The sequence below is a fragment of the Mycobacterium sp. UM_Kg1 genome (assembly GCF_000972925.1).
GTDB lineage: Bacteria > Actinomycetota > Actinomycetes > Mycobacteriales > Mycobacteriaceae > Mycobacterium > Mycobacterium hiberniae.
Map to the genome: position 1 here is coordinate 1 of NZ_JRMK01000043.1, position 21,911 is coordinate 21,911.

At 68.1% G+C, this 21,911-nt stretch carries 22 protein-coding genes, 1 other RNA gene and 1 riboswitch; of the genes, 16 read left to right on the forward strand and 7 right to left on the reverse strand.

Annotation, left to right across the window (positions count from 1 at the left end; all coding sequences use genetic code 11):
- From LI92_RS09040 to hisN, 4 genes are all read right to left on the reverse strand, one after another.
- Nucleotides 1-1,000 (reverse strand): homogentisate 1,2-dioxygenase (locus tag LI92_RS09040; RefSeq protein ID WP_046318231.1); only part of this gene is annotated, 1,000 nt, incomplete at its 3' end.
- A gap of 160 nt (nucleotides 1,001-1,160) precedes the next feature.
- Nucleotides 1,161-2,369 carry an acyl-CoA dehydrogenase family protein gene (locus LI92_RS09045; protein ID WP_046318232.1) on the reverse strand — a complete coding sequence of 403 codons (1,209 nt, stop codon included), beginning with the start codon at nucleotides 2,367-2,369 and terminating at the stop codon, nucleotides 1,161-1,163.
- 49 nt (nucleotides 2,370-2,418) lie between these two features.
- Entirely contained in the window at nucleotides 2,419-3,834 is a 1,416-nt protein-coding gene (locus LI92_RS09050; RefSeq protein WP_046318233.1) for an acyl-CoA dehydrogenase family protein, read from the reverse strand.
- A gap of 117 nt (nucleotides 3,835-3,951) precedes the next feature.
- Complete coding sequence (gene hisN, locus LI92_RS09055) at nucleotides 3,952-4,752, reverse strand: histidinol-phosphatase (protein ID WP_046318234.1); 801 nt, start codon at nucleotides 4,750-4,752, stop codon at nucleotides 3,952-3,954.
- A gap of 23 nt (nucleotides 4,753-4,775) precedes the next feature.
- Here hisN and LI92_RS09060 point away from each other — a divergent pair, with 23 nt between their 5' ends.
- The gene (locus LI92_RS09060; RefSeq protein WP_046318235.1) at nucleotides 4,776-5,099 is read left to right on the forward strand and encodes a hypothetical protein; all 324 of its coding nucleotides are present in this window, start codon (nucleotides 4,776-4,778) and stop codon (nucleotides 5,097-5,099) included.
- 9 nt (nucleotides 5,100-5,108) lie between these two features.
- On the opposite strand, the gene LI92_RS09065 is transcribed toward LI92_RS09060, so the two are convergent.
- Nucleotides 5,109-6,569, reverse strand: a complete 1,461-nt coding sequence (locus LI92_RS09065) for an FAD-dependent oxidoreductase (protein ID WP_082109633.1) — start codon at nucleotides 6,567-6,569, stop codon at nucleotides 5,109-5,111.
- 97 nt (nucleotides 6,570-6,666) lie between these two features.
- Here LI92_RS09065 and prfB point away from each other — a divergent pair, with 97 nt between their 5' ends.
- The 9 genes from prfB (at nucleotide 6,667) to LI92_RS09110 (ending at nucleotide 13,339) form a co-directional block, all read left to right on the forward strand.
- Complete coding sequence (gene prfB / locus LI92_RS09070) at nucleotides 6,667-7,782, forward strand: peptide chain release factor 2 (protein ID WP_046318236.1); 1,116 nt, start codon at nucleotides 6,667-6,669, stop codon at nucleotides 7,780-7,782.
- Nucleotides 7,783-7,786: 4 nt separating this feature from the next.
- Nucleotides 7,787-8,692, forward strand: a complete 906-nt coding sequence (locus LI92_RS09075) for a mechanosensitive ion channel family protein (RefSeq protein ID WP_046318237.1) — start codon at nucleotides 7,787-7,789, stop codon at nucleotides 8,690-8,692.
- Entirely contained in the window at nucleotides 8,689-9,231 is a 543-nt protein-coding gene (locus tag LI92_RS09080; protein ID WP_046318238.1) for an Rv3103c family proline-rich protein, read from the forward strand. The genes LI92_RS09075 and LI92_RS09080 overlap by 4 nt, the downstream gene beginning before the upstream one ends.
- A gap of 13 nt (nucleotides 9,232-9,244) precedes the next feature.
- Complete coding sequence (ftsE, locus tag LI92_RS09085; RefSeq protein ID WP_046318254.1) at nucleotides 9,245-9,934, forward strand: cell division ATP-binding protein FtsE; 690 nt, start codon at nucleotides 9,245-9,247, stop codon at nucleotides 9,932-9,934.
- A 1-nt stretch (nucleotide 9,935) separates the two neighbouring features.
- Nucleotides 9,936-10,829 carry a permease-like cell division protein FtsX gene (gene ftsX / locus LI92_RS09090; protein ID WP_046318239.1) on the forward strand — a complete coding sequence of 298 codons (894 nt, stop codon included), beginning with the start codon at nucleotides 9,936-9,938 and terminating at the stop codon, nucleotides 10,827-10,829.
- Nucleotides 10,830-10,831: 2 nt separating this feature from the next.
- Nucleotides 10,832-11,332 carry an SsrA-binding protein SmpB gene (gene smpB / locus LI92_RS09095; protein ID WP_046318240.1) on the forward strand — a complete coding sequence of 167 codons (501 nt, stop codon included), beginning with the start codon at nucleotides 10,832-10,834 and terminating at the stop codon, nucleotides 11,330-11,332.
- Nucleotides 11,329-12,174 carry an EamA family transporter gene (locus LI92_RS09100; protein ID WP_152665399.1) on the forward strand — a complete coding sequence of 282 codons (846 nt, stop codon included), beginning with the start codon at nucleotides 11,329-11,331 and terminating at the stop codon, nucleotides 12,172-12,174. Before smpB ends, LI92_RS09100 begins: the two co-directional genes overlap by 4 nt.
- 362 nt (nucleotides 12,175-12,536) lie before the next feature.
- Nucleotides 12,537-12,743 (forward strand): hypothetical protein, encoded by a 207-nt coding sequence (locus LI92_RS09105; protein WP_046318241.1) that lies wholly within the window; start codon nucleotides 12,537-12,539, stop codon nucleotides 12,741-12,743.
- The gene (locus tag LI92_RS09110) at nucleotides 12,743-13,339 is read left to right on the forward strand and encodes a hypothetical protein (protein WP_046318242.1); all 597 of its coding nucleotides are present in this window, start codon (nucleotides 12,743-12,745) and stop codon (nucleotides 13,337-13,339) included. Before LI92_RS09105 ends, LI92_RS09110 begins: the two co-directional genes overlap by 1 nt.
- 10 nt (nucleotides 13,340-13,349) lie before the next feature.
- Here LI92_RS09110 and LI92_RS09115 read toward each other — a convergent pair whose 3' ends face one another.
- Entirely contained in the window at nucleotides 13,350-14,051 is a 702-nt protein-coding gene (locus LI92_RS09115; protein WP_046318243.1) for a DNA-binding response regulator, read from the reverse strand.
- 393 nt (nucleotides 14,052-14,444) lie between these two features.
- Here LI92_RS09115 and ssrA point away from each other — a divergent pair.
- Nucleotides 14,445-14,837: a transfer-messenger RNA gene (gene ssrA, locus LI92_RS22250) on the forward strand.
- A 235-nt stretch (nucleotides 14,838-15,072) separates the two neighbouring features.
- Nucleotides 15,073-15,186: riboswitch (SAM riboswitch) on the forward strand.
- 97 nt (nucleotides 15,187-15,283) lie between these two features.
- On the opposite strand, the gene LI92_RS23725 is transcribed toward ssrA, so the two are convergent.
- Nucleotides 15,284-15,442 (reverse strand): hypothetical protein, encoded by a 159-nt coding sequence (locus LI92_RS23725; RefSeq protein ID WP_192830015.1) that lies wholly within the window; start codon nucleotides 15,440-15,442, stop codon nucleotides 15,284-15,286.
- A 694-nt stretch (nucleotides 15,443-16,136) separates the two neighbouring features.
- On the opposite strand from LI92_RS23725, the gene LI92_RS09125 reads away from it, so the two are divergent.
- The 5 genes from LI92_RS09125 to LI92_RS09145 all read left to right on the forward strand — a co-directional run bounded on the left by LI92_RS09125 (nucleotide 16,137) and on the right by LI92_RS09145 (nucleotide 21,879).
- On the forward strand, nucleotides 16,137-16,934 hold the full coding sequence (locus LI92_RS09125; protein WP_046318245.1) for an SDR family NAD(P)-dependent oxidoreductase: 798 nt from the start codon (nucleotides 16,137-16,139) through the stop codon (nucleotides 16,932-16,934).
- Between the two features lie 128 nt (nucleotides 16,935-17,062).
- Nucleotides 17,063-18,586 carry an aldehyde dehydrogenase family protein gene (locus LI92_RS09130; protein WP_046318256.1) on the forward strand — a complete coding sequence of 508 codons (1,524 nt, stop codon included), beginning with the start codon at nucleotides 17,063-17,065 and terminating at the stop codon, nucleotides 18,584-18,586.
- A gap of 42 nt (nucleotides 18,587-18,628) precedes the next feature.
- Nucleotides 18,629-18,997: a DUF488 domain-containing protein gene (locus tag LI92_RS09135; protein ID WP_046318246.1), complete on the forward strand. Its 369-nt coding sequence runs from the start codon at nucleotides 18,629-18,631 to the stop codon at nucleotides 18,995-18,997.
- Nucleotides 18,998-19,094: 97 nt separating this feature from the next.
- Nucleotides 19,095-20,447, forward strand: a complete 1,353-nt coding sequence (locus LI92_RS09140) for an MFS transporter (protein WP_286134970.1) — start codon at nucleotides 19,095-19,097, stop codon at nucleotides 20,445-20,447.
- Nucleotides 20,329-21,879, forward strand: coding sequence for a PucR family transcriptional regulator (locus LI92_RS09145; RefSeq protein WP_046318247.1), 1,551 nt, complete (start codon nucleotides 20,329-20,331; stop codon nucleotides 21,877-21,879). The genes LI92_RS09140 and LI92_RS09145 overlap by 119 nt, the downstream gene beginning before the upstream one ends.
- Nucleotides 21,880-21,911: the final 32 nt, after the last annotated feature.

The window sequence follows — 21,911 nt, forward strand, 5'->3', positions numbered from 1 at the left end:
CGTAGTCGTCGAATTTGCGGCGTGCCCGCTCCCGGGCTTTCTCCGGGGCGCCGTGATGCACGCCTTGCGGGGCGTGGCTGATCAGGCCCGGCGGCATCGGGACGCCGTAGAGCGAACCGCCGTGGAAGAACGCGATCTCGTCGAAGTCGACGTTGCGGTGATACCACGGGGTGCGTTCGGTTCCGGCCACCTGCTCGGCGGGTTTGGGCAGGAAGTTCATCACGTAGACCCCGGTGGCCTCCATGAACAGATGCACCGTGGGGGGCAGGTGCACGCTGTCGGAGGTCACCACGTTGTAGTCGGCGATGTTGAACGAGAACGGGAAGTTGTCACCGCGCCAGCCTTCGACGTCGATCGGATGGTGCTGGTAGTGCAACGTCGTGGGCCCGCCGTCGTGGATCAGCCGGACCTCGTAATTCTCGCGGCCGTCGTCGTCGATGGGTGCCGGCTCGGGGATGACCACCAGGGAGGGGTCGAACGGGAAGTGGCGGCCCAGCGGCCCGGGTGCCGGGACCCGGAACTCGTCGGTGGCCTCGATCATCAGCAGCGTGGTCTCGGCCGCGGGCAGCTGTCGCCAGGTGGTCGCCTTGGGCAGGTACAGCCAATCGCCCTCGCGGTAGTCCAGCGGGCCGAATTCGGTCTCCAGCTGTCCCGACCCGGCGTGGACGAAGCAGAGCAGGTCGCCGTCGACATAGCGGACGTGAAATGGCATCTCGGCGGTGCGCCGCGAGAGCCGGATGCGGCAGTCGGCATTGCTGAACAACAGCAGGGGGTCGCCGGCGGCGTCGGAGGCGTCGGCCGGCTGCAGGAGTGCGCCCAGCACGTCGACCGGCCGCAGCGGGCCCTCAGCGCGGTAGGCGGTGGGGTCGTTGCGGCGGTACATGTTGGCCGTGCGGCCGGTGAAGCCGCCACGGCCCAGCTCGTCGTCTTTGAGTCCGTCGAGGTCGGCGTGGATACGACGCGGCGTCGTGCCTTTGCGCAGGTGGACGAAGGATTCCATGGGCGACTCCCGGAGATCGGCCTCAATAAGTAAAAGCGACATTACTTTTTCTTTTGGGCGGGGGCAAGGGGTCGCACCGGGTGGGGGCAGCGCTACGCACGAATCGCACCCGCGGGGTCCGCGGGTGCGATTCGGTCGTACGGCAGTACCAGGGCCGGGCCTACTTGAGCTCGGCGGAGGACAGGCCCAGCAGCCGCCGGGCCACCACCAGCAGTTGGATCTGCTGGGTGCCCTCGAAGATGTCGAGGATCTTGGAGTCGCGGCTCCACTTCTCCAGCAGGGTCTGCTCGGAATAGCCCAGGGTGCCGGCCATTTCGACGGCCTTGAGGGTGATGTCGCTGGCGACCCGGCCCGCTTTGGCCTTGCCCATCGACGCCTCTTTGGAGTTGGGGATGCTGTTGTCGGCCTGCCACGCCGAGCGCAGCGTCAGCAGGTTGGCAGACTCCCAGTCGGCCTCCATTCGCAGAAATTCCGCGGCCGGGGCGCTTTGGGCGTGGGCCGGCTTGTCGTAGGAGATCTCGATGCCGGCAGCGGTGAGCATCGTGCGCAGTTCTTCGAGCGCGGCGCGCGCCACCCCGACCGCCATGGCGGCCACGATCGGGCGGGTGTTGTCGAAGGTCTCCATCACTCCCGAGAAGCTCTTCTCGGTGTTGATCTCCGGGCTGCCCAGCAGGTTGTCCTTAGGGATGCGGGCATTGTCGAACCGGATCACCGCGGTGTCGGAGGCCTTGATGCCCAGCTTGTGCTCCAGTCGCTCCACGATCACGCCCGGGTGTTCGCGCGGCACGATGAACGACTTGATCGCCGCGCGGCCCAGCGACTTGTCCAGCGTCGCCCACACCACGATGTGGGTGGCCCGCGAGCCGGCGGTGACGAAGATCTTCTCGCCGTTGATGACGTACTCGTCCCCGTCCAGGGTCGCCGTGGTGCTCACCGCCGCCGAGTCGGAGCCGAAGCTGGGCTCGGTGATGGCCATCGCGGCCCACACCTTGCCCAGGCGCTCGAGCTGTTCGTCGGTCGCCACGCCGGAGATCGCCGCGTTGCCCAGGCCCTGGTAGGGCACCGACAGCATCAACGCGACGTCGCCCCAGCTCATCTCGAGCACCTGCAACAGCGCCGCCATGTTGGCGCCGTTGCGGTTCCCGGTCTGCTCGCCGGAGGACCGGAAGGCCTCGGCGCCGGCCATCGCGTTACCGCCGGCCCCCGAGACGCCTTCGAACAGGGTTTCCAAAGTGTCGAGCTCGACGGGGTAGGCGTGCTCACGTGCGTCGTACTTGCGCGAGATGGGTCGCAGCATCTCGGCCGCCCCGGCATGGGTCATCTCGATGACTTCCTGCAGCTTGCGGGGCAGTTCCAGATTGATTGCCATGATCAGACTTTCGTGTTCGCAGCGGAGTTTGCTTGGTGTGGTGGGCGGCTCAGACGACCAGAACGCCCTCGGCGACGCCGAGTGCCCGCAGATCGCGGTACCAGCGCTCCACCGGGTGCTCCTTGGTGTAGCCGTGGCCGCCGAGCAGCTGCACCCCGTCCAGGCCGATCTGCATGCCCTTGTCGGTCGCCAGCCGCTTGGCCAGAGCGGCTTCCCGGATGAACGGCAGTCCCTGGTCGCACCGCGACGCGCCGCGCCAGGTCACCAGGCGCAGGCCGTCGAGCTCGATGGCGATGTTGGCGCACATGAATGCCACCGACTGACGGTGGGCGATCGGCTCGCCGAACGCCTCGCGCTCCTTGATGTAGGGCATGACGTGGTCGAGGACCGCGTGGCAGGTGCCCACCGCCAGGGCGGCCCAGCCCAGCCGGGACAGCGCCAGGGCCTGCGAGTAATCGGAATCGGCCGCGGCGTCCTCGCCCAGGCGGGCGCTCAGCGGAACCGTCACCTTGTCCAGCTCGATCTGCCCCAGGGCGGCGGCCCGCAGGCCCATGCTGGGGTCTGCCTTGACAGTCAGGCCCGGTGTCGAGGACTCGACGAGGAACAAGGCGGGCTTGCCGTTCAGCTGGGCCGCCACGATGAACAGTTCCGCGTCGGCGGCGGCCGGCACCAACGACTTCACGCCGTCGAGGCGGTAGCCGCTGGGCGTGCGCACCGCGGTCGTCTTGAGGCTGGTCGGGTCGAACAGCGGGTGCGGCTCGGTGATCGCGACGCTGGCCTGCGGGACGTTTTCGCCGGCGAACTCGGGCAGATAGGTGGCCTGTTGATCGGCGCTGCCCCAGTGGGTCAACGCCGCGGCCACCCCGCCGGGCGCCAGGATCGGCAGCGCCAGGCCCATGTCGCCGTATCCCAGCGCCTCGGCGACCAGCACATTGGTCACCGCGGAGCGGTGCGCGGCGATGCCGTCGAAGTCCTCCGGGATGTTGATGGCCGTGACGCCCAGTTCGGCTGCCTTGCCGAGCAGTTCGCGGGGGTAGTCGAGGGCCTCGTCGGCATCGTGCGCCGCCGGCCGCAGCAACTCGGCGGCGAACTCCTCGACGGTGTCGATGATCATCTGCTGGTCGTCGTCGGGGGTCAGGTCGAAGTAGTCGCTGCCCTTGCCGGCTTCGCGCCCTGTGCCGGGGGCGCTGAGCCGGGTCGGCGCCTTGCCCAGGCCCTGGACCTTCTTGAACTGGCGGGTGGAGGCGCCGGCGACGGAGAACGCCGTCTTCACGCCGTAGTTCAGGCCGCGGTTGAGCGGCTCGCGGAGCCGGTAGCGGTCCAGGAATTCCCGGCTGACCAGCGGGGTGACGAGCGAGAGTGCGGTCGCGATCGGTGTGCGCTTGTGCGGGACCGAACCGACGCCGCTGGCGCGACTGTTCAGCCGGGGCTTGGAGCCGCTGCGGGCGGGGGCGATATCAGTCATGTCAGAGCCTCACTCGATGGAAGGTTGTGCCGATGGCACCCACCTTACTCTGAAGTAAGATGACTCGTAAGTAAGGTGTGACGAAGTCCGCAGCCGGCCGCCCGCGCCGGCGGCCGGCTACCGCGGCGTGAGCGCCGCCAGCACCTGCGGGTGCAGGGCGGGATTGGCGGCCACTGCGCAGTTGCCGTGCGGGCCGGGGTTACCGGACAGGTCGGTGAACACGCCGCCCGCCTCGCGCACCAAGATGTCGACGGCGGCCAGATCCCATACCGACACCGCGGGCTCGATGGCCGCGTCCACCGCGCCCTCGGCGACCAGGCAGTACGCCCAGAAATCGCCGTAGGAACGGGCTCGCCACACCGCCTCGGTCAGCCCCAGGAACTGCTCGCGCAGGCCGCGCGGACCCCAATAGTTCAGCCCGGCGAACGTCAGGCTCGACGAGCCCACGTCGGACACCGAGGACACCGACAACCGCCGCGCCGGCGCGCCGGCGACCGAGTCGAATGCGCCCTGACCCCGGGTCGCCCACCAGCGCCGGTGCAATGCCGGGGCGCTGACCACCCCGAGGATCGGCACGCCGTCCTCCAGCAGGGCGATAAGAGTGGCCCACACCGGCACACCCCGCACGAAGTTCTTGGTGCCGTCGATGGGGTCGATGATCCATTGGCGCCCGGTGAACGTGGCGGTGCCACCGAATTCCTCGCCCAGAATCTCGTCGTGCGGGCGCTGCGCCACCAGCACCTCGCGCAGTGCGGTTTCGACGGCCTGGTCGGCGTCGGTCACCGGGGTCAGGTCCGGTTTGGTGTCGACCCGCAGGTCGAGTGCACCGAAGCGCGCCAGGGTGATTTCGTCCGCCCGATCGGCCAAGGCCAGGGCGAGCGTGAGGTCGTCATCGAGATTGTCGTTGATCTGCGCCATGGCGAAAGTCCTACCATGGCCGCATGTGGGAGTTCGGGGCACTGCTGTTGCTGGTGGCGATTCTGGCGGTGTTCCTGGCGCCGCGATTTCTCCGATCGGGGCCGCGTGGGGAAGCCCAGGAGGGCACCGTGCTGGTCACCGGTGTCAGCCCGCGGCCCGAGGCCACCGGCGCGCAATACGTCACCATCACCGGTGTCCTGCACGGTCCGACGGTGGCCGAGCACGAGGTCTATCAGAGATACGCGGTCGACGTCGGCAACTGGCCCAGCGTGGGCGACCTGTTGCCGGTGAGGTACTCACCGCGCAATCCGGACAACTGGGTGCTGACCGGGCCGCCGGGGGAGTGACCTTCGCGGCTACGGTGACTGCGACTCCGGTAACGGCACCGTCAACGTCGTCGGCCCCGCACAATCGCACTCCGGGCAGGACTCGGTGGCGTCCGACCCGTGCGCGACCCGCAGCATCTCGTCGACGCTGGCCAGCTTGACCCGGGGCCGGCCATGCGGCTCACCGGTGGACCGCTCGTGGGCGTCGATCAGCTGCCAGTGGTCGGCGGTGACCAGCTCCGGCCGTCGTGACAGCAGCCACTGCTGCAGGGTCGACTCGTAGTCGGCGCCGCGGTCGGGGAGAGCACCCGCTGCCGCGCGGGCGGCCAGGTCTGCGGCGAGCGTGTCGACGGTGGCCTGGGAGTCGCTCTTGTTGGAGCCGATGACCCCGGAGGGCCCCCGCTTGATCCAGCCCACCACGTATTGATCGTTGGTGCCTTCGATCCGGCCGTCGGTGTGGGGAATGGTGCAACTGCGTTCGTCGAACGGCAGCCCCGGCATCGGCACGCCGCGATAGCCGACCGAGCGCACCACCAGCTGGGCCGGCAGCACCTCGCGCTCGCCGGTGTCGCGCGCGCTGACCCGGCCCTGCTCGTCGGCCGCCAACGCATTGCGGCCCAGCACGATCTCCTCGACCCGGCCGTTGCCGCGGATCTCGATCGGCGACGTGCAGAACCGGAACACGATCCGGCGATGCCCCGGGCGGGTCGGGCGCCCGACATAGGTCTGCAGCACCTTGATGTTCTGCCGGGCATGCTTGCCGGCCGCTTCGATGTCCGCATCGGTGATGCCGGCGAATTCGGCGGGGTCGATCACCACGTCGACGTCGTCGAGGCCTTTGAGGTGTCCGAGTTCGCGCAGTTCCGGGCTGGTGAACGTGGCCTGCAACGGGCCGCGCCGGCCCACGATCACCACCTCTTCCACGCCGCGCGAACCGAGCAGATCCAGGGCGTGGTCGGCGATGTCGGTGCGGCGAAGCTCGTCGGGCTGGCTGACCAGGATGCGGGCCACGTCCAGCGCCACGTTGCCGTTGCCGACCACGATGGCGCGCGTGCACGACAAGTCGGGTGCGTGGTCGGTGAAGTGCGGATGCGCGTTGTACCAGCCGACGAAATCCACCGCGGCGACGCTGCCGGGCAGGTCCTCGCCGGGTATGCCCAGGTGGCGATTCGACTGCGCACCGATCGCGTAGATCACCGCGTCGTAGCGTTCGGCCAGTTCCTCGGGCATCACGTGCTCGCCGACGGTGATGTTGCCGAAGAACCGGAATCGGGGGTCGGCGGCGGTCTTCTCGAACTGAGCGCTGATCGACTTGATCTTCGGGTGATCCGGCGCCACGCCCGAACGCACCAGCCCCCACGGTGTCGGCAGCATCTCCAGCATGTCGACGTGCACGTCAACCTCGCCGCCCCCGGCCAGCTTGAGCAGGGCCGCCGCGGCGAAGTAGCCGGACGGACCGGAGCCGACGATCGCGACGTGGTAGGGCCGCATCACTGGAACCTTCTTTCCCCATCGGAAGTCGTTCACGCACCGCGCAACCCCGATGCTAGAGGTCGCCTGCCGATGGCCGCCGGTAACCTCGATAAACGTGGAAACAGACCGCCAGCCTGAGATTGCCGCCCTCGACACCACCATGACCACGGTGGAGCGGGTGGTTGACGTCGACGGCCTGCGCAGCCGCATCGAAAAGCTTGAACACGAGGCGTCCGACCCGAACCTGTGGGACGACCAGGCCCGCGCGCAGCGCGTGACCAGCGAGTTGTCCCACGCTCAGGGAGAGCTGCGCCGCGTGGAAGAACTCCGGCGCCGCCTCGACGACCTGCCGGTGCTCTACGAGCTGGCGGCCGAGGAGGAGGGCGCGGCCGCCGCCGAGGCGCTGGCCGATGCCGACGCCGAGCTGGCGTCGCTGCGCGCCGACGTCGAGGCCATGGAGGTTCGCACCCTGTTGTCCGGCGAGTACGACGAGCGCGAGGCGCTGGTCACGATCCGCTCGGGCGCGGGCGGTGTGGATGCCGCGGACTGGGCCGAGATGTTGATGCGGATGTACATCCGCTGGGCCGAGCAGCACAACTACAGCGTCGAGGTGTTCGACACTTCATATGCCGAAGAGGCCGGGATCAAAAGCACCACCTTCGCGGTGCACGCGCCCTTCGCCTACGGAACCCTGTCGGTGGAGCAGGGCACCCACCGGCTGGTGCGGATCAGCCCGTTCGACAACCAAGGCCGCCGGCAGACGTCATTCGCCGAGGTCGAGGTGCTGCCGGTGGTGGAGACCACCGATCACATCGACATCCCCGAAGGAGATGTCCGAGTCGATGTGTACCGCTCCAGCGGGCCCGGCGGACAGTCGGTGAACACCACCGACTCGGCGGTCCGGCTCACCCACATCCCCACCGGGATCGTCGTCACCTGTCAGAACGAGAAATCGCAGTTGCAGAACAAGGTTTCGGCGATGCGGGTGCTGCAGGCCAAGCTCATGGAGCGCAAGCGATCCGAGGAGCGCGCCGAGATGGATGCGCTCAAAGGTGACGGGGGCAGCTCGTGGGGCAACCAGATGCGCTCCTACGTGCTGCACCCCTACCAGATGGTCAAAGACCTGCGCACCGAGTATGAAGTCGGCAATCCCGCCGCGGTGCTCGATGGGGACATCGACGGATTCCTGGAGGCCGGCATCCGCTGGCGCAACAGGCCCGAAGGAGACTGAGCGCATGGTCTTGGCGTTCTCCCCGGGACTGCGCTGGCACGAGGTGTGGCGCGGTCAGATCGGCGAGTGGGTCATGACCAAGGGCCTGCAGATCGTCCTGCTGCTCATTGCGGCGGTGCTGGCGTCCCGGTTCATCAACTGGGCGGCGCACCGCGTCACCCGGAGGCTGGAACTGGGATTCCAGGCCAGTGACGCGCTGGTGCGGTCGGAGGCCTCCAAACACCGTCAGGCAGTCGCCTCGGTGATCTCCTGGCTCTCGGTGGTGTTGCTGTGTGTGATGGTTGCCGTTCAGATCACCAGCATTCTCGACATCCCGATCGGGTCGCTGGTGGGACCGGCCGCGGTGATCGGCGGCGCGATCGGCTTCGGCGCCCAGAAACTGGTGCAGGACCTGCTCAGCGGGTTCTTCATCATCACCGAAAAGCAATACGGCTTCGGCGATCTGGTGCAGCTGAGCATGGTCGGGGCATCGGTGGAGGCGTTGGGAACTGTCGAGGACGTGACGCTGCGGGTGACCAAGCTGCGCACCCCCAACGGGGAGGTGTTCACCGTTCCCAACGGCAATATCGTCCGGTCGCTGAACCTGTCCAAGGACTGGGCCCGCGCCGTCGTCGACATCCCGGTACCCACCAGCGCCGACCTGACCCGGGTCAACGAGGTGCTGCACCAGGTGTGTGTGAACGCCCGCGAGGCCGACGCCCCGCTGCGGGACCTGCTGCTGGACGAACCGTCGATCATGGGGGTCGAAAGCATCGAGCTCGGTGTGGTCAACCTGCGCATGGTGGCTCGCACCCTGCCCGGCAAGCAGTTCGAGGTGGGCCGGCGGTTGCGCATCCAGGTGGTCCGGGCACTGGCGTCGGCCGGCGTCGTCACCGCCGGTGACGTCAAACCGGTGGAGGCGCTGTCATGAGCAGCGCGGAACAGCCCGCTGAGGCGCCGCAGCGCTCGGACCGGGCCGACGGCAGGCGATGGCGCTGGCCCTCGCACCTGTTCGGGGGGCGGGTCCGCACCTCCACATTGGTGCTCGTCGTCGCCTTCGTCGCGGTGTGGTGGCTCTACGACAGCTACCGCGAGGAGCCGGCGCCGCCGCCCGCACCCCAGGTGGTGCCGCCGGGATTCATCCCCGACCCGGCCTACACCTGGGTGCCGCGCACCCGGCTCCAGCAGCCGCCGGTGACCATCACCAAGACCGTGACGCCCCCGCCCACCACCACCGAGGCGCCGGTGCCGGCCGAACCACCGCCCCCCGAGCCGCCGGCGCCGACCCCGGTTCCGGGGTTTCCGTTCTGTCCGCCGCTGTGCCCGCCGGCCCCGGTCGCGCCGGAGCCGACCGAGCCCGGCCCGCCGGTGCCCCCGCCCACCGCGCCGCCCGTTGCCCCGGAGAATCCCGCCCCGCCCGGCCCGGCGATACCCGCGTCCCCGCCCGGTCCGGTCGCCCCGCAGGGCTAAACTGCGTGCCGTGATGATCACGCTCGACCATGTCACCAAGCAGTACAAAGCGTCGGCCCGTCCGGCGCTCGATGACATCAACCTCAAGATCGACAAGGGCGAGTTCGTGTTCCTGATCGGCCCGTCCGGCTCGGGCAAGTCCACGTTCATGCGACTGCTGCTCGCCGAGGAGACGCCCACGTCGGGCGACATTCAGGTGTCGAAGTTTCACGTCAACAAACTGGCCGGTCGCCAGATCCCCAGCCTGCGCCAGGTACTCGGATGCGTTTTCCAGGACTTCCGGTTGTTGCAGCAGAAGACGGTCTTCGAAAACGTCGCGTTCGCGCTGGAGGTCATCGGCAAAAAGCCGGAGATGATCAATCGGGTCGTCCCGGAGGTCCTGGAGATGGTCGGGCTGTCCGGAAAGGCCAACCGGCTGCCCGGCGAGTTGTCCGGCGGCGAGCAGCAGCGCGTCGCGATCGCGCGGGCCTTCGTCAACCGGCCACTGGTGCTGTTGGCCGACGAGCCGACGGGGAACCTGGACCCGGAGACAAGTGAGGACATCATGGACCTGCTGGAGCGGATCAACCGGACGGGAACGACGGTGCTGATGGCGACTCACGACCACCACATCGTCGACTCGATGCGCCAGCGGGTGGTCGAGCTGTCGCTGGGGCGTCTGGTGCGCGACGAACAGCGCGGCGTCTACGGGATGGACCGCTGACGTGCGCTTCGGCTTTCTGTTCAACGAGGTCGTCACCGGCCTGCGCCGCAATATCACCATGACGGTGGCGATGATCCTCACCACCGCGATCTCGATCGGCCTGTTCGGGGGCGGCCTGCTGGTGGTGCGCCTGGCCGACCAGTCGCGCGCCATCTACCTCGACCGGGTGGAATCGCAGGTGTTCCTCGACCCCGAGGTCGCTGCCGACGACCCCAATTGCGACGGCCAGGCATGCAAGGCGCTGCGGGAGCACATCGAGCAACGCGATGACGTGAAGTCGGTGCGTTATCTGAACTCCGACGACGCCTACGCCGACGCGATCCGCAAGTTTCCCGAATTCAAGGACGTGGCCAGCAAGGACTCCTTCCCGGCCTCGTTCATCGTCAAGCTCGAAAACCCGGAGCAGAGCAAGGATTTCGACGCCGCGATGCTGGGCCAGCCGGGTGTGCTCAGCGTCCTGAACCAGAAGAAGCTGATCGATCGACTGTTTGCCGTGCTCGACGGCCTGAGCAGTGTCGCGTTTGCGGTTGCCCTGGTGCAGGCGGTCGGGGCCGTGCTGTTGATCGCCAACATGGTTCAAGTGGCCGCCTACACCCGCCGCACCGAGGTTTCCATCATGCGCCTGGTCGGTGCCAGCCGCTGGTACACCCAGCTGCCGTTCCTGGTCGAGGCGGTATTGGCTGCCACGGTCGGAGTCATCATTGCGATCGTGGGGCTGATCGTGGTGCGCGCACTGTTCCTCGACAACGCGCTCAGCCAGTTCTATCAAGCGCATCTGATCGCGCGTATCGATTACGCCGACATCCTTTACATCTCGCCGATTCTGTTGTTACTGGGCGCGGCGATGGCCGGAGCGACGGCATACGTGACGCTTCGGCTGTACGTCCGGCGGTAGCGGTGGCGAAGAAGTCGGCGGACAAGGGCCGCAAGAAGCAGCCGGGCAAGCAGATTGTCGCGTCGAATCGCAAGGCGCGGCACAACTACGCGATCCTCGACGTGTACGAGGCCGGAGTAGCGCTGGTCGGCACGGAGGTGAAGAGCCTGCGGGCCGGTCAGGCCTCCCTGGTCGACGCGTTCGCCACCGTCGACGACGGCGAGGTGTGGCTGCGCAATATGCACATTCCCGAGTACCAGCACGGCACCTGGACCAACCACGATCCGCGCCGCACCCGCAAACTGCTGCTGCACCGGCGTCAGATCGACATGCTGATCGGCAAGATCCGCGACGGCAATCTCACCCTGGTGCCCTTGTCGGTGTACTTCAACGAGGGCAAGGTCAAGGTCGAACTGGCGCTGGCCCGCGGTAAGCAGGCCCACGACAAGCGCCAGGACCTCGCCCGTCGGGATGCGCAACGCGAGGTCACCCGGGCGCTGGGCCGGCGGGCCAAGGGCATGTGACCGGCGCCGTCCTGGCGCTGATGTCAGCGGCCGGTTTCGGGGTCAGCGATTTCGCCGGCGGCCTCGCCGCACGTCGCGTCCCCGCCCTGCGGGTAGTCCTGGTGTCCTACCCGGTGGCGCTGGCGGTTCTGGGCACGCTCGCCGTCGCGGTGGGCGGCCCCATTCCCCCGGGTGCGGTCGGCTGGGGCACGGCTTCGGGCATTGCGCTGGGGCTGGGTGGATGGTGGTTCTACGCCGCTTTGGGCGCGGGGCCCATCTCGGTTGTGTCGCCGATCTCGGCGGTGCTCACCGCCGCGGTTCCGGTCGTGGTCGGCTTGACGCTGGGGGAGCGGCCCGGGCCGGTGGCCTACGGCGGTATTGCGCTGGCGCTGGTGGCGGTGGCCCTGGTGAGCCGGCAGACCACCGATGAGGACATCCGGCCGCACCGGTTCACCCGTAAGGTTGCCTGGCTGACCGTTGGCGCCGGTGTGATGTTCGGACTGGACTTCGTGTTCATCCACCAGGCTCCAGCGGATTCCGGCCTGTGGCCGCTGGCGTTTGCGCGGGTGGCGGCCGCGGTGCTGGTGCTCACCGCGGCGGGCGGAGCGGGCGAATGGGGATTGCCCACCGGCAGGCCGCTGCGGCTGGCGCTGCTGGCGGGTCTGTCGGACGCGGCGGCCAATATCGCGATGCTGCTGGCGCTGCGGGGATCGGAGCTGTCGTCGGTCAGCGTGCTGATAGCGCTGTTCCCGGCCGTAACCGTGGTGCTTGCCATTGTGGTGTTGCGCGAGCGGGTGTACTACGGCCAGCTGCTGGGCATGGCAGCAGCAGTGGTGTCGATAGCGATGATCACGGCCCGATAGGGCGAAAGCGCGCACAGATTCATACGTTCGGGTGACGGGCCAGATCGGCTTGGGTTGTTAGCGTCAGACGTGATCGCCAACTGCGGCGAGCATGAGCGGATATCCGGAGGAGACGTATGCTCGGGCCCGTCGGCGCAGGCGTCGATCAGCTACGTGCATTGAGGCGCCGTGTTTCGACTGCGGGTGCTCCGCCCGTCCTTGGCCGGCGGGGCCCGGGCCCCACGGTCAGCGGTACGGCGGCACTGTGTAGTGGCCGCAGCGGTGCCCCGGCGCCCTGGGAGTTCCCGAGCCCGTTTGATGCGTATCAGGATCCCGGTGGGCAGACGTCGCTGTGGCCGATCGGCATCGGTACGGCGATCGGTGTGGCGGCTTTCGGTACCACGAGCAACTACCTCGAGCGTGAGGCGGCCACTCGGTGGGGAGGCATCGTCAGCGATTTCGCCAAAGCCGACTTCATTGTTGCCGCCGCCGCGACCGACGCCGCGTTCCCGGTCTCCGGCCATGGGATGCGGCGGCGCTACCTGCCCAAATTGATCTCGAAATTCTGTTCCTCCCCGGCGGGCAGCTGATGCTGGCCGCGCAGGCAATGATGCTCACCGACGACGAGGTCGTCGCGCTGGCCGCCATGCTGGGGCGGGCCTGGCCGACTGGACTGGCCACCGTGGCCGCGACGTCCGACGAACTCACCAAGGCAGCGGTACGGGGGCTTCGGTCGCTGGCCGCCCGCGGAATCATCGCCGAAGACCCCGAGGGGGGTTATCGGGCCCATCCGGGCGTGGTCGCGGTCATCCAGACGTTTCTGCGTGCACCTCGCCGGATCGGCGCCTATCTCGCTCCGGTTGAGGCGGTCCAAACCATGGCCGGGGCGTCGATCACGGCGGTGCCGGTGGCGGGCATCTGGTGGATCGACTCGGCGACAGCCGATGGCGTGCACGGATTCCGGCAGGCTGAGGGCGACGATGTGCTCGGGACCATCACCGAGCTGGCTGAACAGACGCGTGACGGGACCCTGCTGTCGGGCATCGACGACCCATCGTCGTACGCCTGCGTGATCGTCTACGGAGACGGGACGGATGAGCAGACCGTGGTGCTGGCGAACAGCACCGATCGTCAGTCCTGGGACCGCGGCCCGCTGGCCCGGGCGCTGGCGGCCGCGGGCGCCTGAGCCGGCCGGATCACAAGTCGCCCAGGCTCAAGACGCCGTCTTCGATGGCTCGTGCGAGCAACGCCGCTTTGGTGGGCGCGGGCCTGCCCACCGCCGCGTACTTGGCCCGGGCCCGCTGGAGGTGGGTGCGGACCGTGGTCGGCGCGATGTGCAGCCGGCTGGCGACCAGTTCCTTGCTCTCGGTCTGGAACCAGGTGATCAGCACCTCCTTCTCGCGGTCGGAGAGGTTGGTGCGTCCCGACGTCTGGTCGCTCGCCAGCGCCTTGGCCATCTGGGGCCCGACGTAGGGCTCGGAAGTGTGCGCCGCCTGGATGGCGTCGATGAGGTGACGCTGACCTTCGGTCTTCACCAGATAAGTGACCGCGCCGACCTCCAGGCAGGTCAGGATCACTTCATCGGTCGACAGCTGGGAGTAGACGATGACCCGCTGTCCCGCCTCGCACATGGCGCGCAGGGCATCGAAGGCCGGCCGATCGCCGTCGATGAACACGTCGAAGATCACGAGGTCGATCTCGTTGGGAATGTCGGGGTAGCGCGCGAGCATCTCCGTGGTGCTGTGAAAACTACCCAGAATGTTGATCGTCGGATCGGCCTGTGCGCACCACGCACCGATGCCGGCGTGGACGACATCGTGGCTATCGATGACGGCGACCGTGATAGCGGATGAGCCGACGCAGGAATCGGTTGCGTGGGCTTCGAGTTCCCCGGTCAAGCCTGCCTGGCCCCCTGGTATGTCCGAGCTGGCCCACCGGGCGAGCTGAGGTGCACTTAGGTGGACGCGCGTCCGCTTCGCGCGCTGCCGCTCCCAGAATAGTTATCAACTTTCTGGTTGACAAGTTTTGATGATCCGGGTCAAAAGTTCAAATGTTATCTACCGCCGTGCACCGTTAAGCGGTGGTCGGCACGGGTTCCGACCGTGCCGCCCACTGCCGGCGAGCCCTCGTCGGATGGACCCAGCGCCCCGTTCGGCCACAGGTGGCCGGCCGCTCCCAGGGGCCTGCGCCGCGGCGCCCGGCGGCCGGGAAGAAATGGTCGTGTCCTGTCGTTGCAGCCCGGTACGATGGGTTGTCCCACTGAAGTGGTGGGGCGACAGAGATAAGGACAGGGGGCTGAAAGGTTTCGACTGCGTGTGTCGAATCAAGGGAAGCGTGCCGGTGCAGGCAAGAGACCACCGTTAAGCGTCGCTGTAAACAAGTAAGCGCCAACGTTGCACTTACTCCGGCTAAGGTCGCTCTCCAGAGCGACTTCGCTCTCGCTGCCTAAGCGATAGCGGGCCTGTCAGACCGGGACCTCCCTCGGCCCGGACCCTGGCATCGACTAGAGGGATCCACCGATACGTCCGGTCGCGGGATTTATCGGGACACCAACAGCGACTGGGATCGTCATCTCGGCTGGTTCGCGTGACCGGGAGATCCAAGTAGAGGCACAGCGAACTGCGCACGGAGAAGTCTTGAGGGAATGCCGTAGGACCCGGGTTCGATTCCCGGCAGCTCCACCGATATCAAAGCAGGTCAGAGGCTACAAGCCCTGGCCTGTTTTGTTTTCGGTCAGTCCTACAGAAACACGCCACCAGATAACAACTGGGAGCGGTGTCGATTGGCTGGAACAGCGTTCCATGCTTGAGGTGCTGTCGCTAGGTACGTGGCCCCACCAGGTCAGGTCAGCCGATCTCCCTCCATCGCGTCGTCCTACAGCCGCGTGAGCTGTCAGTTCCTCTCGGTATCCTGGAGGGGCTTCATGAGTTGCCGTCGCCAAGCTCCGACTGGACGGCACGCCAACCCCACGCTCGTGGGTGGCTCGGATGACGAAGCGGCCCCACACCGGCCGGTGTCGGGCAAGAGCGCCTCTGCAACGGGAGGCCCGACCTTCCATGGAGATCTTCATGTCCGGGTCCGTTTGGAATCTTTCGTCGGCCGATGGTTGCGACTTGTATCGCCCTGGCCGTCAGGTCTTCCACGCGAAGTTCAGCGTCTCGATGCGCATCCCCTCGCCGATCATCGGAGCCGCCGCCGTGGCGCTTGCTGCATGTGCCCGCTGTGGTGGGTTGGGCAGTGCGAGCAGGAGGCCCGCAACGCCGCGCTGCGCAGGATCGACTACAGCCACATACACAAACTTCGGGTGGCTGCCCGCTACGCCCATGGCCTCAGGCCTCAGCACCGTCGCGGTCCCGCTACCGGCCCAACAAGTCGCCTTGCATTGCCGCCTCTGGAAGACCGGCAACGCGATGGGCGCGATCGCAGGGGAAGCCGATGAGCGCTGAGAAGGGCTGGATCGGCGAACCACAGCCGACTAGGGAACGGATTCTGCACAGGTCCCGGGCGAGCGCGGCCCGCGACTGGGTCGAGGCCGAGCAACGTCGCCGTGAGGAAGCCGGTGACACCCGTCCGGTGAGGGTGAAGTGGTGATGAACCGTCGCGTCATCAACGCCCGCAGGCCGACTGTGTCGCGCCTGGCTGCGAATCGAACTCGGCGAAGCTTGCAGGTATCGGACGGCGGTTGCTGCCGCTGTCACCTCGGTTTTGTGGACCTGATTCCAGAAAACGGACTAACTAGCTGGTTCGAACTGCTCCACAATCCAGTCGCATCCGCGGCCTGAAATTCACCCCGCTGAGTCAACTGAACTCGGGGCAGTCCCGCGGCTTGCTTCCTCACGGTGGCGAATCCCTCGGAAAATCACCCGCTGCGACTTATCCTGTTCGCGTCCCGCCCGGTGGCGAGAACTCGATCGCGAGCTGTCGCGTTAACATGCGCGGCGCACAGACAAGTAGGGGCAGGGGCGACCGCAGATGATGCGCAGATGACGAAAAGCGGAGCCCAGGGGCCACCAGGATCCCCAGGACGTCTCCCCGGAAAGTCGGCGGTGATCACCGGGGCGGCCTTGGGTATCGGCCGGGCCACCGCCGTGCTCTTCGCCCGCGAGGGTGCGCGTCTGGTCCTGACTGACATTCAAGCCGAGCCGCTGTCGGCGCTCGCCGATGAACTGCGGCAATCCGGCGCCGAGGTGGAGACAGTCGTCGGCGACGTCTCGGTCCAGACCGACGCAGAGGCAATGATCGGGGCGGCGGTCGACCGCTTCGGACGGCTCGACGTGCTGGTGGCCAACGCCGGCATCATCCCGCTCGGTGATGCCCAAGAGGTGACCGCCGCCGACTGGGACAGTGTCATGGCCATCGATGGCCGCGGGATGTTCCTCACGTGCAAATTCGCCATCGAGGCGATGCTGGCAACCGGCGGTGGCGCGATCGTGTGCCTCTCGTCGATCTCGGGACTGGCCGGGCAGAAGCGCCAGGCGGCCTACGGGCCCGCCAAATTCATCGCCAGCGGGTTGACCAAGCACTTGGCGGTCGAGTGGGCCGACCGGGGGATCAGAGTCAACGCCGTTGCCCCCGGGACGATTCGCACCGAGCGGGTCGAGCGCTTCCCGGAGGAACCGGGTGGGTCCGAGTATTTGGCGGCGGTCGAACGCATGCACCCGATGGGTCGAATCGGCGAACCGGCCGAAGTTGCCAGTGCCATCGTCTTCCTCGCTTCCGACGACGCCTCCTTCATCACCGGCGCCTTGCTGCCCGTCGACGGGGGATACCTCGCGCAATAGCGACAATGCCCGCCGACCCTCGGGCAAAGTTCGCCGCTCGTTGACCCTTGACAATTCCCAGGCAGCATCTGACCATCACCTACGGCGAGGTCACAGCTTCCTCGCAGGACCGAGATCGGGAGCGCTATATGACCGCCGTGCAGTCCCCAACAGAGTCGCTGATCACCGTGCACAACCCCGCCACCGGCGCGGTAGCGGGCACCGTGCCGGTCGACGGCCCCGAGACGGTGGCAGCCAAGGCCGCCCAACTCGTTTCGGCGCAGCCGGAGTGGGAGGAGCTCGGTCCGGCGGGCCGCAAGCGCTGGATGCTCGCGTGGCAGGAGTGGATCCTCGACCACGCCGACCACATCACCGAGGTATTGATTTCCGAGACCGGAAAGTCCTACGTCGACGCCAGCCTCGAGGCGGTGGCCACCGGCGACGCCATCAACTACTGGGCCACCCACGCCAAGGAGTTTCTCGCCGACCGGCATCCCAAGGCGCACAGCCCGGTCTATCAGGTGAAGCGCTTCACCACCGCCTACCGCCCGTATCCCTTGGTCGGCGTCATCACGCCGTGGAACTTCCCATTCGCCATGCCCGGCCTCGACGTACCGCCGGCGCTGGCCGCCGGCGCGGCGGTGCTGCTCAAGCCCTCCGAGGTGACACCGCTGTCGGCGGTCGAGTTTGTGCGGGGCTGGACCGAGATCGGTGCCCCGCCGGTGCTGGGCCTGGCCACCGGTTACGGGGAGACCGGCCAGGCGCTGATCGAGCATGCCGACTTCCTGCAGTTCACCGGGTCGACGGCCACCGGGCGCAAGGTTGCGGTGGCGTGCGCCGAACGGCTGATTCCCTACGGCCTCGAGCTCGGCGGCAAGGACCCGGCGATCGTGCTGGCCGACGCCGATCTCGAACGGGCCGCAAACGGCATTGCCTGGGGCGGCATGTTCAACTCCGGACAGGTGTGCGTGTCGGTGGAACGGGTGTACGTCGAAGCGCCCGTCTATGACGAGTTCGTCGCGAAGCTGGCCGCCCGGGTCGGCGGGATGCAGCAGGGCCACGACGGCGACACCGGTGCCATGGCCACCGCGGCGCAGCGCGACATCGTGTCGCGTCACGTCGAGGAGGCGACCGCGGCCGGCGCGCGGGTGCTCGCCGGCGGCAAACCCACCGGCGTGGGCACCTACTTCGCCCCGACCGTGCTCGCCGACGTGAACCCGGAGATGTCCTGCATGGCCGAGGAGACGTTCGGCCCGACCCTGCCGGTGATCAAGGTCGCCGACGAGAACGAGGCGGTCCGGTTGGCCAACGACTCGCCGTACGGACTGTCGGCCACGGTGTGGACCGCAGACAAGCGCCGCGGGCAGCGGTTGGCGCGCCGGCTGGAAGTGGGTGCGGTCAACATCAACGACGCCTTGGTCAATGTGTTCTGCCCCGGGCTGCCGATGGGCGGCTGGAAACAGTCCGGTATCGGCTACCGGGCTGGAGGTGCCGCCGGGATCATCAAATACTGCCGGCAGCAGGCGATTACGGCGCCTCGGGTGCCCACGCAGAAGTCCGAACTGTTGTGGTACCCGTCATCCAAGCGCCGGATGGGGATCGCACTGGCCGTCATGCGTGCGTTCTCGGCGCGAGGGCGGCGGCGGTTCGGAATGCGGCCGCGCAACGGCTAGCGCGGGTCAGCGCCGCCGGGCCGAGCGGCGATAGCCTGGGGCATGAGCCCTGCCACCACGTTCCGGGTAGCGCGCGTCTACGACGACGTCCGCGCCGAGGACGGTCAGCGGATTCTCGTGGACCGGGTGTGGCCCCGTGGGCTGCGCAGGGACGATCCGCGGGTGGGGCACTGGTTCAAAGATGTCGCGCCGTCCACCGCGTTGCGCAAGTGGTACGACCACCGGCCCGAGCGCTTCGATGAGTTCGTCACCCGTTATGAGGCCGAGTTGCAGACCGAGGCCGGCGCCACCGCGCTGGCCGGCCTGCGCGCGCTGGCCCGCGGGCACCGGACCGCGACCCTGGTGACGGCTACCCGAGACCTCGACGGAAGCCAGGCTGCGGTGCTGGCCACGGTGCTCTCCCGGCAATGATGACGCGCCGCAACGACAAGGCGCACCGCTCTTGCAGGCGTTGTCGATCGACAAGCCTCTCGACGCAGAGATTACCGAGGCTGTCTAAAGTTATCGGGTGACTTCCGACTCTCCGGCCGCCCCTGCGCGGCTGCAGCGGGAGATCTGGGTGCTGCTCGGCGCCAACGTGCTGATCGCGCTGGGCTACGGGGTGGTGTCGCCGGTATTGCCGGTCTATGCCCGTCATTTCGGGGTGAGCATCTCCGCGACGACCTTCCTCATCACGGCCTTCGCGCTGACGCGCCTGCTCTTCGCACCGGTCAGCGGTCTGCTGGTGCAACGCCGCGGTGAGCGCGAGGTCTACGTGGCCGGCCTGCTGATCGTCTCGGTGTCCACCATGGCCTGCGCCTTCGTCCAGACCTACTGGCAGCTGCTGTTCTTCCGCGCGCTCGGCGGCGTCGGATCGACCATGTTCTTCATCGCGGCGGTGGGCCTGATGATCCGGATCAGTCCTGAGGACGCCCGCGGCCGGGTCGCGGGCATGTTCGCCACCGCGTTTCTGCTCGGCACCGTGGGCGGGCCGATTCTGGGCAGCCTGACCGCGGGATTCGGCCTCAACGCCCCGTTCCTGTTCTACGGTTCGGTGCTGCTGGTGACGGCCACCGGCGTGTTCGTCAGCCTGCGCCACTCGCATCTGGCCGAACCGGCGGAGTCCACCGGGCCCACGGTGTCGGTGCGGGCGGCGTTGGGTAATCGTGCCTACCGTTCCGCGCTGTTGTCGAACTTCGCCACCGGCTGGTCGGTGTTTGGTTTGCGGGTCGCCCTGCTGCCGTTGTTCATCACCGAGGTCTTGGACCGGGGACCGGCCTTTGCGGGTCTGGCGCTGGCCACAGTCGGCGTCGGCAACGTTTGTGCGGTGCTTCCCAGCGGTCAGCTCTCCGACCGGATCGGGCGCCGCGGCCTGCTCATGATCGGGCTGGCGGCGTCCGGCGTGACGACCGTCCTGTTGGGCGCCAGCGCCTCGGTGGCGGTGTTCCTGGTGGTGGCGTATCTGACCGGGGTGGCGTCGGGCATCTACGGCTCCCCGCAGCAGGCGGTCATCTCCGACCTCGTCGGCAACCAGGCCCGGGCGGGCACCGCGGTGGCGACCTATCAGATGATGGCCGACCTCGGCTCGATCGTGGGGTCGGTCGCGGTCGGCCAGATCGCCGAGCGGCTGTCCTTCGAATGGGGCTTCGCGATCAGCGGTGTGGTGCTGCTGGTGGCGGCGGTCACGTGGGTGTGGGCGCCCGAGACCCGGGACAGCGAGCCGATCGGCGGGGTCGCGGACGTCGCGTGGCTAGGCTCGGCTGATGGTGACACTGGACCGGCTGGTCAACGTGGTGGGCAGCTACGGGGTTCGGCTGAGGTTCTGCTCCATTCCGAGGACGACATCGCTGAGCAGTGTGGTGATGCACGAGGTGAGCGGTGAGCGGGTCGTCGTCGGCGACGTCCTGCTGGCGGTGGGTGCCCGCTCGGTAAAGGAAGCGGTGCGCTGGGCGGTGGCGGCGAAAGCCGCCGCGGTGCTGGTGCGCGACGTCGAGGACAAGACCGCCTTCGTCGCAAAGGGCGAGGCGCTGGCGGTGCTGGTGGTCGACGCGGCGGTGTCCTGGAGTGAGCTCGCCGCGGTGGTCTACGGGCTGGTGCTCGAAGGCCGGGAGACCGAATCCGGACGCGGCCCCACCGACCTGTTCGCCGTGGCCGACAGCCTCGCCGAAGCGGTGGCCGGTGCCGTCACCATCGAGGACGAATCGGGCCGGCTGATGGCCTACTCCCGTGGCCAGCGGCATGCCGACCCGGCGCGCTCGGCGACCATCTTGAACCGCCAGGAGTCCGAGGCGGTGCGCGCGTTGTTCGCGCAGCGCGGCGTCCTGACGCATCTGGAACTGCACGACGAGCCACTGTTCGTCGCTGCCGATTCCGCGCACGGTTTGACCGGCCGGATGGCGGTGGCGGTGCGCGCCGGCCGGGAACTGCTGGGGGCGGTCTGGGTGGCCACTCCGGCTCCCTTATGCGGTGAGCGTCTGACCGCCCTGTCCGACGGCGCCCGCACCGTCGCCCTGCACCTGCTGAGGTCGCGCGCCAGCGCAGATCTGGAACGGCAGGTCGAGTCGGACTGGGTGTCCCGGCTCCTCGACGACGGAACCGACCCCGCCGATGCCGTTGCCCTGGTGGCCAGACTGGGGCTGCCGCAGGCGCCGCTGCGGGTGATCGCCGTCCACACACGCCTCGCCACGCAACCCCACGCCGGGCTGCTCCTGGCGTTCGAGGCGGTCACCACCGGATTCGGCTGGTCTCGTCCCGGGCGCAGCGCCCTGGCCGCCGACACCGTCTACACGCTGCTGCCGGCCGAAGATGCCGAGGTGGCCCGACAGTGGGTGCGTGGCCTGGCCGGGGTGCTGCCGCCCAATGTCAGGGTGCTGGCCGGGATCAGTGCGGTCGCCACGGCCGCCGAGCTGGCCGCTGCGCGCCGCGAGGCGCAGGAGTGCCTGGCGTTGCACGAAGCGGGGTCGCCGCAGGGCGTGCCGCCGGCCTACGACGAATCCTGGGACGAGATCGTGCTGCGCCGCCTGCACACCGCGGCACGGGCCGGGCGGGTACCGACCCGCGGGCCGGTCGCGGCGCTGGGTCAGCACGACGCCACCCACAACACGCCGTACGTGGCAACGCTGCGGGCCTGGCTGGATGCCCAGGGGGATTCGGCGCGGGCCGCCGAGCAGCTGGGCGTGCACGAAAACACGGTGCGCTACCGGCTCCGGAAGATGGCGGAAGTCACGCCCCTGGGTCTGGAGGATCCCCGCACCCGGTTCGCGGCGATGATCGAGCTCGCCGCCGGTGGCATGTCGGAACCCGACAAACCCTAAGACCGCTGTTGTGCGAATCGGTCAAACCGGGC